Annotated in this window: 9 protein-coding genes; 1 reads left to right on the top strand and 8 read right to left on the bottom strand. The window is 61.0% G+C overall.

From position 1 onward, the window contains the following. Window positions 1-381: 381 nt before the first annotated feature. From QCL65_RS20980 to QCL65_RS20995, 4 genes are all read right to left on the bottom strand, one after another. Window positions 382-2,493 carry a type I secretion system permease/ATPase gene (locus tag QCL65_RS20980; RefSeq protein ID WP_407312195.1) on the bottom strand — a complete coding sequence of 704 codons (2,112 nt, stop codon included), beginning with the start codon at window positions 2,491-2,493 and terminating at the stop codon, window positions 382-384. Between the two features lie 245 nt (window positions 2,494-2,738). Further along, complete coding sequence (gene cysN, locus QCL65_RS20985) at window positions 2,739-4,640, bottom strand: sulfate adenylyltransferase subunit CysN (protein ID WP_407312197.1); 1,902 nt, start codon at window positions 4,638-4,640, stop codon at window positions 2,739-2,741. 13 nt (window positions 4,641-4,653) lie between these two features. Continuing rightward, a complete protein-coding gene (gene cysD / locus QCL65_RS20990; RefSeq protein WP_407312199.1) occupies window positions 4,654-5,571 on the bottom strand; it encodes a sulfate adenylyltransferase subunit CysD in 918 nt (305 codons plus the stop codon). 148 nt (window positions 5,572-5,719) lie between these two features. Further along, on the bottom strand, window positions 5,720-6,478 hold the full coding sequence (locus QCL65_RS20995; protein ID WP_407312201.1) for a Nif3-like dinuclear metal center hexameric protein: 759 nt from the start codon (window positions 6,476-6,478) through the stop codon (window positions 5,720-5,722). A 120-nt stretch (window positions 6,479-6,598) separates the two neighbouring features. Here QCL65_RS20995 and algW point away from each other — a divergent pair, with 120 nt between their 5' ends. Next, complete coding sequence (gene algW, locus QCL65_RS21000) at window positions 6,599-7,759, top strand: Do family serine endopeptidase AlgW (protein WP_407312203.1); 1,161 nt, start codon at window positions 6,599-6,601, stop codon at window positions 7,757-7,759. A gap of 31 nt (window positions 7,760-7,790) precedes the next feature. Here algW and hisC read toward each other — a convergent pair whose 3' ends face one another. The 4 genes from hisC to murA form a co-directional block, all read right to left on the bottom strand. Beyond that, the gene (hisC, locus tag QCL65_RS21005) at window positions 7,791-8,834 is read right to left on the bottom strand and encodes a histidinol-phosphate transaminase (RefSeq protein ID WP_407312205.1); all 1,044 of its coding nucleotides are present in this window, start codon (window positions 8,832-8,834) and stop codon (window positions 7,791-7,793) included. 1 nt (window position 8,835) lies between these two features. After that, window positions 8,836-10,152 (bottom strand): histidinol dehydrogenase, encoded by a 1,317-nt coding sequence (hisD, locus tag QCL65_RS21010; RefSeq protein WP_407312207.1) that lies wholly within the window; start codon window positions 10,150-10,152, stop codon window positions 8,836-8,838. A gap of 123 nt (window positions 10,153-10,275) precedes the next feature. Beyond that, window positions 10,276-10,911, bottom strand: a complete 636-nt coding sequence (gene hisG / locus QCL65_RS21015; protein ID WP_407312209.1) for an ATP phosphoribosyltransferase — start codon at window positions 10,909-10,911, stop codon at window positions 10,276-10,278. Between the two features lie 66 nt (window positions 10,912-10,977). After that, window positions 10,978-12,243: a UDP-N-acetylglucosamine 1-carboxyvinyltransferase gene (murA, locus tag QCL65_RS21020; protein ID WP_407312211.1), complete on the bottom strand. Its 1,266-nt coding sequence runs from the start codon at window positions 12,241-12,243 to the stop codon at window positions 10,978-10,980. Window positions 12,244-12,260 lie beyond the last annotated feature (17 nt).

Here is a 12,260-nt window from a genome sequence, read left to right on the forward strand (position 1 = left end):
CCCGGATAACTAACCTTCATAAAAATCACGCTATCACCGCTATAATCCACTCGATGACACTCTTCTTTCGACAACTTCAAATCGAACGCCTTACTACCGTCAGCCACCCGATAAAACTTACACCTGGCAAATTCACTCACTGCCACCTCAGCTAGACTCTGCCGATAAAGGACATAGATCCAAAGAGCCAAGCACAATAAAAAAAACAATATTAACCCTAAGTAAAAAACCGGACCTGACAGCCTCACCACCCGCCTCGCTAGATAGATCTTCATTCCAAGCCTCACGCCTAATTACCAATCTTCATACTTAAATTAATAGCTTTTTTACATACCGGCGATGGCCAGCTTTTTAAGTTATTTAAGCTACACGTGACATTGGTTACTGTTGCTGGGCCTTCAACAACCGTGCATAAACTCCCGCCTCCAACCCCACTAACGTGTCATGGGTGCCCTGTTCCACCACGCGCCCGTGTTCCAGTACAACGATGCGGTCAGCGTCACGCACGGTGTTCAAGCGGTGGGCGATGACAATGACCGTGCGGCCGGCGCCGATGGCTTTCATGTTTTGTTGAATGACGCGTTCGGACTCGAAGTCGAGGGCGCTGGTGGCTTCGTCGAGGATCAGCAGGCGTGGGTTACTCATCAATGCGCGGGCGATTGCCAGGCGCTGGCGCTGGCCGCCGGACAGTGTGGTGCCGTGTTCGCCCACTGGGGTGTCGTAGCCTTGGGGCAGCGCCAGGATAAACTCGTGGGCACCGGCGACTTTGGCCACGGCGACCACTTCTTCGAGCGACGCGCCAAGGTCGGTCAGAGCGATGTTGTCGCGCACGCTGCGCTGGAACAGCAGGCTGTCTTGGCTGACCACGCCGATTTGCCGGCGCAGGGAGCTGACCTCAATGGTGTTGAGGTCGTGACCATCGATAAATACCTGACCGCCCAGCGGGGCATACAGGCGTTGCAGCAGCAGGGCCAAGGTGCTTTTACCGGAACCGGAGGGGCCTACGATGCCGACGGTTTGCCCAGGCTGAATGGCCAGGTCGAGGCCGTCGAGTACCCAGGGCTCGCCGGGGCGGTAGGCGAAGCGCACGCCTTGGAACTGGATATGCCCGGCCAGCGTCGGCAGGCTAGGCAGGCCGTGCTGGGTATTTTCCGCACGGGTGTCGAGCACATCGGCCAGGCGTTCCATGGACACGGCGGTCTGCTGGAACTCGCTCCACATCTGCGCCAATCGCTGAATAGGCTCGGCGGCACGCCCGGCGAGCATGTTGAAGGCGATAAGTTGGCCCACGGTCATGGCGCCGTCGATCACCATGCGCGCACCGAACCACAGGGTGGCCACGGTGACCAGTTTGCCGATCAGGCCAATGCCCTCACTGGCCAGCATCGACAACACCTGGGTGCGGAAGCTGGCCGCGACGTTCGCAGCCAACAGCCGATCCCAACGCTGGGTTGTCTTGGGTTCCAGCGCCATGCTTTTGAGGGTGTCGATGGCGTTGATCGACTCCAGCAAAAACGCTTGTTGCTCAGCACCACAGGTCACGCTGTGGGCCAGGCGCTCGCGCAGTGCCGGCGTTACGCGCCAGGCCAGGAGCAGGTAGGCTGGCAGCGATAGCAGCACAATCAGCGTTAGCAGCCCGCTGAAACTGGCCATCACGCTCAGGAATACGCCGCAGAAGAGCAGGTCGAGCACCAGCAGCAAACCTGAGCCGGTTAGAAAGCCACGAATGTTTTCCAGCTCGCGCACCCGCGCGACAGAGTCACCCACCCGCCGCGCCTGGAAATACGCCAGCGGCAAGTTCACCAGGTGCTGGAACAACTGCGCCCCCAACTCCACATCGATGCGAGCGGTGGTGTGAGCCAGTAGGTAGTGGCGGATAGCGCTTAGCACACTCTCGAACAGCATGATGACCACCAGGCACACCATCAGTACCTTGAGGGTGGTGAGGCTTTGATGGACCAGCACTTTGTCCATGACCACTTGGAAGAACAAAGGTGTGACCAGCGCGAAAACCTGTAGAAAAAACGCGGCGAGCAGTGTTTGCCCCAATAGGCGTCGGTACTTGATAACGGCGGGAATAAACCAGGTGAAATCAAACCCAGCCCACTGGCCCAATAACGATGCGCGCGAATGCACCGAAATCAACTCACCCGTGCAGAGCCGCTGCAGATCCGCCAGCGTCAGCACCTGGGAACAGCCCTGCACCGCGTCATGGACCAATGCCTGGCCTTGTTCTACACGGGCGACGATCAGATAACCGTCGCTGCTGCGCACCATGGCGGGCAATAGCCGTGGCGGTAGCTCGCCGGATGGCAGGCGCCGACACTGGCCAACGAGCCCCAATTGCGCCAGTTCAGCGAGCACCTGCGCGGTACTTGGCTCGGCGCCGCCACTGCGGCCCTGCCAATGCGCTGGGCCAATGCCCACCTGGTGGAATTGCGCCAGTACCGCCATGCAGGCCTGGGCGCTGTTCAATCTGTAGCTGGCCGACATGGCTGCGCTCCTGTTTCAGTACGCAGCTCAAACTAATGACAGAAAAAAGACAGGCATAGCCGTACCTTCCGACACAGATGTAGGGCAAGTCCTAAAGGCCGACTATTGCTGTAGGAATCTAGCCAAATGAATGGCTGAAGACGGGGGATGTGGTCGTAGGGGGGTATGGGAGAGAGGGTAGATCGGGGGGTCGGCGGCAAGCCGCCTCGCTACCGGAGCGAGGTGGCTGGCCGTCGATTGGGCGCTTAGATTGCGCCGCGGCTGCGCAGCAGGTCGAGCACCTGCTTGACGCTTTGCTCCAGGGACAACGCCTGGGTGTCGATCACCAAGTCAGCGCCTTGGGGCACGTCGTAGGGGAAGGACTCGCCGGGGATGTTGTCTTGGTCGGCCGCGTACAGCCCTTGTGGGTCGCGTTCGCGGCAAACTTGGGGCGACGCCTGCACATAGACGGTGAGCAGCCGGTCGCGGCCGATCAGGTCCTTGGCCTGTTCACGCCCTTCGGCGTTGGGGGCGACGAAGGCAGCCAGGGTCAACAGGCCGGCCTCGTTGAACTGCCGGGCCACGTGGGCGGCGCGGCGCCAGTTCTCGGTGCGCCCGGCGCGGTCCTGGGGCAGGCCTTTGTTGAGGTCGTGGCGCAGGTTCTGGCCGTCCAGCACGAATACCGCGCGGCCTTGGTCGAACAGTTTGCGCTCGACCGCATAGGCCAGGGTGCTCTTGCCAGCGCCCGACAGGCCGGTAAATAGCACCGTGGCAGGCTGCTGGCCAAAGCGTTGGGCGCGCTCGGCGGTGGCAACGTGGGCGAGTTCGCCGTGGTGGCCGCTACCGCCGACCGAGGTCACCGCCGGGGCGATGATCATGCCAGCGCCGACGGTGCCATTGGTCAGGCGGTCGATGATGATAAAGGCACCGGTGGTGCGATTGCTGTCATAGCCGTCCAGGGCGATGGGGGCGTCCAACGCCACCCGCACCTTGCCGATTTCGTTCAACTGCAAGGCGCTGCCCGGGCCTTCGGCCAAGGTGTTCACATCGACCTTGTGGATCAGGCTGGCAACCGTACCCGGTACGTAGCTGGTGGCGCGCTTGATGTCGTACTTTTTACCCGGCAGCATCGGCTCTTCAGCCATCCACACCAACATGGCGTCGAAGTGGTCAGCGACGGTGGGGACGTTGTTGGCATGCACCAGCAGATCGCCACGGGAGATGTCGATTTCATCTTCCATGGTCAGGGTCACAGCTTGGCCGGGGCCAGCTTGTTCCAATTCGCCATCGAAGGTGACGATGGATTTCACCCGGCTGCTTTTGCCCGACGGCAGCACCACGACTTCATCGCCCTTGTGCACGATGCCGCTGGCCAAGGTGCCGGCGAAGCCACGGAAGTTCAGGTTCGGCCGGTTGACGTACTGCACAGGGAAACGCAGGTCGTCGAAGTTACGGTCGCCCGCGACTTCCACGGTTTCGAGAATTTCCATCAGGGTTTGGCCGCTGTACCACGGCGACTGCTCGCTATGGTTGACCACGTTGTCGCCTTTGAGGGCCGACATCGGCACGAAATGCAGGCTGGTCGGCTTGAGCGCGATGCCTTCGGCAAACTTCAGGTAGTCGGCTTTGATGGCTTCGAACACGCCTTCATCGAAGCCCTTGAGGTCCATCTTATTGATGGCCACTACGATGTGCTTGATGCCCAGCAGCGAAGCGATATAGCTGTGCCGACGGGTTTGGGTCTGCACGCCATAGCGCGCGTCCACCAGAATGATCGCCAAGTCACAGGTGGACGCACCCGTGGCCATGTTGCGGGTGTACTGCTCGTGGCCTGGGGTATCGGCAATGATGAACTTGCGCTTGGCCGTGGAGAAGTAGCGGTAGGCGACATCGATGGTGATGCCCTGCTCCCGCTCGGCCTGCAGGCCATCGACGAGCAAGGCCAGGTCGATGTCTTCACCCGTGGTGCCGCTCTTTTTCGAGTCGCGGGTGATGGCTTCCAAGTGATCTTCGTAGATCATTTTGGAGTCGTGCAGCAGGCGCCCGATCAGGGTGCTTTTGCCATCGTCGACGTTGCCGCAGGTAAGGAAACGCAAGAGTTCTTTGCGTTCATGCTGGGCCAGGTAGGCGAGGATGTCCTCGCTGATCAATTCGGATTGGTGCGACATAATCTGACCCTAGTTAGAAATAACCCTGACGTTTCTTATCTTCCATCGAGCCGGCCCCATCGTGGTCGATGACCCGGCCTTGGCGTTCGGAAGTACGGGTCAGGAGCATTTCCTGAATGATGTCCGTGAGGCTGTCGGCCTCGGACTCCACCGCGCCCGTCAACGGGTAGCAGCCAAGGGTGCGGAAGCGCACTTTCTTTTTGACGATCCGGGCTTTTTCTTCCTCGCTGAGGTGCTCGAGGATGCGGTCGTCGTCGATCATGATCAAGGTGCCGTTCTTCTCGATGACTTCCCGCTCGGCGGCGAAGTACAGCGGCACGATCGGGATGCCTTCTAGGTAGATGTACTGCCAGATGTCCAGCTCGGTCCAGTTCGACAACGGGAAAACGCGAATCGATTCGCCCTTGTTGACCTTGCCGTTGTACACGTTCCACAACTCGGGGCGCTGGTTTTTCGGGTCCCAACGGTGCTTGCTGTCGCGGAACGAATACACCCGCTCCTTGGCCCGGGACTTTTCTTCGTCGCGGCGGGCACCACCGAAAGCGGCATCGAAACCGTACTTGTCCAGGGCCTGTTTCAAGCCCTGGGTCTTCATGATATCGGTATGTTTGGAGCTGCCGTGGGTGAACGGGTTGATACCCTGCGCCACGCCGTCGGGGTTAACGTGCACCAGCAGGTCCAGGCCCATTTCTTCGACCATGCGGTCGCGGAACTTGTACATCTCCTGGAACTTCCACCGGGTGTCGACGTGCATCACCGGGAAGGGCAACTTGCCCGGGAAAAACGCTTTGCGGGCCAGATGCAGCATAACGGCAGAGTCTTTGCCGATGGAGTACAGCATCACCGGGTTGTCGAATTCGGCGGCCACTTCACGGATGATGTGGATGCTTTCCGCCTCCAACTCTTTCAAGTGTGTCAGTTTGTCGACCATGGCTACTCACGGGGGGTGACTGTGTGGGTCGGCCTTCGGGCCGTATTCGAGCCGGGCATGCTAGCACGGCGGCCTCTTCTATTGATTAACTGGGTTAGATCGAAGAGGTATAACAATATACCCCCGAGTTTGGCTGGCCGCTTGGCGGTCAAATGGGATTGGGGCAATCGATGAACAGATGTTCCAGGGCAAAGCGGCGCGCCAGGTAGTCGCCCAACGCCTGCACCCCATAGCGCTCGGTGGCGTGGTGGCCGGCGGCAATAAAGCTAATGCCGTTTTCGCGGGCACTGTGAAAGGTTTGCTCGGACGCCTCGCCGCTGATGAACAGATCGACCCCGGCAGCGACCGCCTGGTCGATATAGCCTTGGCCACCGCCCGTGCACCAACCCACGCGGCGGATCATCTCGTTGCCTTCGACCAACAACGGCTCACGCCCCATGACTTCCCACACGCGGCGGGCGAAATCCCTGGGGGTCACAGGCTCGGCGAGTGAGCCCACCAACCCGACGACTTTGCTGTCTGCGGGATCCAGCGGCCCCTCGACGGTGATCTCCAATTGCCGGGCCAGTTGCACGTTGTTGCCGACTTCGGGGTGCAGGTCCAACGGCAGGTGGTAGGCCAGTACGCTGATATCGTGCTTGAGCAAGGCCTTGAGGCGGCGCTGTTTCATGCCCACCACGCAGGGGTTTTCGCCTTTCCAGAAATAGCCATGGTGGACCAGGATCAGGTCGGCACCTGCCTCGATCGCCGCGTCGATCAGCGCCTGACTGGCCGTGACCCCGCTGACGATACGCAACACTTGCGGGCGCCCTTCCACCTGCAGGCCATTGGGGCAGTAGTCGGGTATTTTTCCGGCGCCCAGGTAGCGATCAGCTTCTTCAACGAGCGTACTAAGAGCCACAGCCATAAAAGTCTCCACAAAGGCAGTTCAGAGCGGCGCAAGCGCTCGTATAATGACGCCCATTATGGGCTGCCCCAACCTTATGTGGAAATGCCCAAGCCGCCGTCACTTGCCCGGGACTCATTCATGTTCAACGCATTGCGTTATTTTGGCTGGCCATTGCTCACAGGCGTGCTGATTGCCTTGCTGGTCATCCTGCGTTTTCCGGAGTGGGTCGGCCTGCCTAGCCAGGACGTCAACCTGCAGCAGGCGCCGCAATCGGCCAGTGTCATTCAGGGGCCGGTGTCCTACGCCGATGCGGTCACCATCGCCGCCCCGGCGGTGGCGAACCTGTACACCACCAAAGCGGTTAATAAAGCCGGCCACCCGCTGTTCGAAGACCCGCAATTTCGCCGCTTTTTCGGGGATAACCTGCCCTCACAACGGCGCTGGGAGTCCAGCCTGGGGTCGGCGGTAATCATGAGCCCTGAAGGCTATCTGCTGACCAACAACCACGTCACCTCTGGGGCGGACCAGATCGTCGTCGCCCTCAAGGACGGCCGCGAAACTCTCGCAAGGGTGATCGGCAGCGACCCGGAAACCGATCTGGCCGTGCTCAAGATCGACCTGAAAAACCTGCCCTCGATTACCATCGGGCGCTCCGACACCCTGCGGATCGGCGATGTCGCCCTGGCCATCGGCAACCCCTTTGGCGTGGGGCAAACCGTGACCATGGGCATCATCAGCGCCACCGGGCGCAACCAGTTGGGGCTCAATACCTACGAAGACTTCATCCAGACCGACGCGGCGATCAACCCCGGCAACTCGGGCGGTGCGCTGGTGGACGCCAATGGCAACCTGACGGGCATCAACACGGCCATCTTTTCCAAATCCGGCGGCTCCCAGGGGATCGGTTTCGCTATTCCCACCAAGCTCGCGCTGGAGGTCATGAAATCGATCATCGAGCACGGCCAGGTGATTCGCGGCTGGCTCGGCATCGAGGTGCAACCCTTGACCCAAGAGCTGGCGGAGTCTTTCGGGCTTAAAGACAGCCCGGCGATCGTTGTGGCGGGGGTGTTCCGCGATGGCCCCGCGCAGAAGGCCGGCCTGCAACTGGGTGACGTGATCCTCAGCATTAATGGCGAACCGGCCAGTGACGGCCGCCGCTCGATGAACCAGGTGGCGCGCACCAAGCCCCACGACCGGGTCATGATCGAGGTGATGCGTAACGGCAAACGCCTCAAGCTTAATGCTGAAGTGGGCGTCAGGCCGCCACCGGCGCCGGCGGCGACCAAAGAAGAGGAGTGACGCGCCGAGCGTGTGCCCCCTCTGCCAGGGCTTAAAGCGCCTCGATCAACGCCTGGTTCTGCGCCTCGGTGCCCACCGAAATACGCAAGAACTGGGCGATTCGCGGCTGTTTGAAGTGACGCACGATCACCCCCTGCTCACGCAGTCGCGCCGCCAGTTGCGCGCCGTCCTGTTGCGGATGGCGAGCAAAGATGAAGTTGGCCGCCGACGGCAGCACTTCGAAGCCACGCTGCTGCAATTGCGCGACTAGCTTCTCGCGACTCTCAATCACTGCCCCGCAGGTCTGCTGGAAGTAGTCGCGGTCGGCAAACGCCGCCGCCGCGCCAGCGACGGCCACACGGTCGATGGGGTAAGAGTTGAAACTGTTCTTGATGCGTTCCAGGGCCTCGATCAGGTCCGGGTGGCCCACGGCCAGGCCGACACGCAGCCCCGCCAAGGAGCGCGACTTGGAAAGGGTCTGGGTGACCAAGAGATTGGGGTAACGGTCAACCAAGGCAATTGCGCTCTGGCCGCCGAAATCGATGTAGGCCTCGTCTACCACCACCACTGAATCCGGGCTGCCTTGCAGCAAGCGCTCTACCGCGTCCAGGCCCAACAGGCAGCCGGTCGGTGCATTGGGGTTGGGGAAAATGATTCCGGCGTTGGCCCGCGCGTAATCATCGACGTTGATCTGAAACGCGTCATCCAGGGGCACGGCGTCGAAATCAATGCCGTACAAACCGCAATAGACCGGGTAAAAGCTGTAGCTGATGTCTGGAAACAACAGCGGTTTGTCGTGCTGGAACAACCCATGAAAAATGTGCGCCAGCACTTCGTCCGAACCATTGCCCAGAAAGACTTGGCGGGTATCGACACCGTAGTAGTCGGCTACCGCCTGCTTGAGCAGGTCGCTGTTGGGGTCGGGGTACAAGCGCAGATCGTCGCTGATGGCCGCGCGCATGGCTGCCAGCGCCTTAGGCGACGGCCCGTAGGGGTTTTCATTGGTGTTGAGTTTGACCAGGTTGGCCAGCTTCGGCTGCTCGCCAGGCACGTATGGCACTAGGTCTTTAACGAAAGGGCTCCAGAATCGGCTCATTTTATTCCCCCTGCTTGATGCGATATTCGGCACTGCGCGCGTGGGCGCTCAGGGACTCTCCGCGCGCCAGCACGGAAGCGGTCTTGCCCAGCTCCGACGCACCGGCCTCGGAACAGAAGATGATCGATGAGCGCTTCTGGAAGTCATAGACCCCCAATGGCGATGAAAACCGCGCCGTACCGGAAGTTGGCAAGACGTGGTTGGGGCCAGCGCAGTAGTCTCCCAACGCCTCGGAGGTATGCCGCCCCATGAAAATTGCGCCGGCGTGGCGTATCTGCGGCAACCAGGCTTCGGGGTCGGCCACCGACAACTCCAAGTGTTCCGGTGCAATGCGGTTGGCCACCTCAATGGCCTGTTGCATGTCGCGCACCTGAATGAGCGCGCCACGGCCGTTGATGGAGGTCTTGATGATCTCGGCGCGCTCCAGGGTCGGCAGCAATTTGTCGATACTGGCCGCGACCTTGTCCAGGAACTCGGCGTCGGGGCTGACCAGAATAGCCTGGGCGTCCTCGTCGTGTTCGGCTTGGGAGAACAGGTCCATAGCGATCCAGTCGGGGTCGGTGGCGCCGTCGCAGACCACGAGGATCTCCGAAGGCCCGGCGATCATGTCGATGCCCACCTGGCCGAAGACGTGGCGCTTGGCGGTGGCCACATAGATGTTGCCCGGCCCGACCACTTTATCCACCCTCGGTACGCTCTCGGTGCCATAGGCCAGGGCCGCGACCGCCTGCGCCCCACCAATGGTGAAGACCCGGTCGACCCCAGCAATGCACGCCGCCGCCAGCACCAGCTCGTTGATTTCACCGCGAGGGGTGGGGACCACCATGACCACCTCAGCCACCCCGGCCACCTTGGCAGGAATAGCGTTCATCAGCACGGACGAGGGGTAGGACGCCTTGCCGCCCGGCACATAGAGGCCGGCGCGGTCCAGCGGGGTGACTTTCTGGCCAAGCACGGTGCCATCGGCTTCGGTATAGCTCCAGGAATCCTGCTTCTGTTTTTCGTGGTAACTGCGCACCCGCGTGGCGGCAGTTTCCAGTGCAGCACGCTGGGCTTCGGTGATGCGGGTCAGGGCCAACTCCAGACGCTCGCGGGGCAGGATCAGGTCGGCCATGGAGGCGACCTGCAGGCCATCGAAGCGCTGAGTGAATTCGACCAGGGCCGCGTCGCCGCGCTCACGCACGGCTTTGATGATGTCGAGCACGCGCTGGTTGACCGAGTCGTCAGACACGCTTTCCCAGCTCAGCAAATGGTCCAGATGGCCAGCGAAGCCCGGATCAGCGGCATTGAGTCGGCGAATAGCAGTAGAAGCGGTCATAGCTGGCCTCGAATGATGGGCAATGGCTCAAGCACCGATAGATTAGCAATCGATCCGCGTCGGCACTTGAGAAATTTGGCTATGGCGCGGATAGACGGCGCGGCAGATAGCCGCGCCAGTGAATCAACCGCGGTGTCGCGATTGCACGGCAGTGCGCAGCGTGTCGATCAGCGCCTGAATACGCGCGTGCTGCATTTTCATGGACGCTTTGTTGACCACCAGCCGGGAACTGATCGTAGCGATCAGCTCTTGGGGCTCCAGGCCATTGGCGCGCAAGGTGTTGCCGGTGTCTACCACGTCGATGATCTTGTCCGCCAGGTTGATCAACGGCGCCAGCTCCATCGAGCCATACAGCTTGATGATATCGACCTGCCGACCCTGCTCGGCGTAGTAACGCTTGGCAACGTTGACGAACTTGGTGGCGACTCGCAAACGGCCCTTGGGCTCCGGCGCGCCAATGGCCCCGGCGGTCATCAAGCGACATTTGGCGATCTGCAGGTCGAGCGGCTCGTACAAGCCCTGGCCGGCATACTCCATCAGCACGTCTTTACCTGCTACACCGAGGTCGGCCGCACCGTGCTCGACATAGGTCGGCACGTCGGTGGCGCGCACGATCAGCAGCCGGACGTCTTCCTGGGTCGTGGGGATGATCAGCTTGCGGCTTTTATCCGGGTTCTCGGTCGGCACGATGCCCGCCTCTGCCAGCAACGGCAGGGTGTCATCGAGAATGCGGCCCTTGGACAGCGCGATGGTCAGCATGGAAAGCATTAGCCCTTATAGAAGGAAAATTCGTAACTACGGCGCGGTCCCTGCGCCGTCCAACAGCTAGCCCGGTACGCGACGGATCTTCGCGCCCAACATCTGCAGTTTTTCTTCGATGCACTCGTAACCACGGTCAATGTGGTAGATGCGGTCGATAAGGGTGTCGCCCTCGGCCGTCAGTGCGGAAATGACCAGGCTGGCCGAAGCCCGCAGGTCAGTGGCCATCACTGGAGCGCCTTTAAGCGAAGGCACGCCAGTCACGATCGCCGTATTGCCTTCGACCTGAATGTGAGCGCCCATGCGGTGCATCTCATAAACGTGCATGAAACGGTTTTCAAACACGGTTTCGATGACCGCGCCCGTGCCTTCGGCAATCGCGTTCAGGGAGATGAACTGCGCTTGCATGTCGGTGGGGAACGCTGGATAAGGCGCGGTGCGCAGGTTAACGGCTTTGGGCCGCTTGCCATGCATGTTCAGCTCGATCCAGTCTTCGCCGGTTGTGATCTCGGCACCGGCTTCCTTGAGCTTCTCAAGGACCGCTTCCAGGATGGTGGGGTCGGTGTCTTTGAGCTTGACCCGGCCACCGGTCGCTGCCGCCGCCACCAGATAAGTGCCGGTTTCGATACGGTCGGGCATCACCTTATAGGTGGTGGAACCCAGGCGTTTGACGCCGTCGATGGTGATGGTGTCGGTACCAGCGCCCTGGATGTTGGCACCCATGGCAATAAGGAAATTGGCCAGGTCGACCACTTCCGGCTCACGGGCGGCGTTTTGCAACACGCTGCGGCCGTTGGCCAGGGCCGCGGCCATCATGATGTTCTCGGTACCGGTCACGCTGACCGTGTCGAAGAAAAAGTTGGCGCCGCGCAAGCCGCCTTCTGGGGCCTTGGCCTTGATGTAGCCACCCACGACTTCGATCTGCGCGCCCATGGCTTCAAGGCCACGGATGTGCAAGTCAACAGGACGCGAGCCAATAGCGCAGCCGCCCGGCAGGGCCACTTCGGCTTCGCCGAAACGCGCGACCATGGGGCCGAGCACGAGAATGGAAGCGCGCATGGTCTTGACCAGCTCGTACGGCGCAACAAGTGTCTTGATGGTGCGGGCGTCGATCTCCACCGCCAGCTTTTCGTCGATCACAGGCTCGATGCCCATGCGCCCGAACAGCTCGATCATGGTGGTGATGTCGTGCAAGTGCGGCAGGTTGGCGACGGTCACAGGACCATCAGCCAGCAAGGTGGCCGCCAGAATCGGCAGAGCGGAGTTTTTGGCCCCGGAGATGCGGATTTCGCCATCAAGGCGAACGCCGCCGGTAATTATCAGTTTGTCCATTGGGATCTCGACGCGGA

Origin of the sequence: Pseudomonas sp. nanlin1 (assembly GCF_045571515.1) — a bacterium.
Taxonomy (GTDB): Bacteria; Pseudomonadota; Gammaproteobacteria; order Pseudomonadales; family Pseudomonadaceae; genus Aquipseudomonas.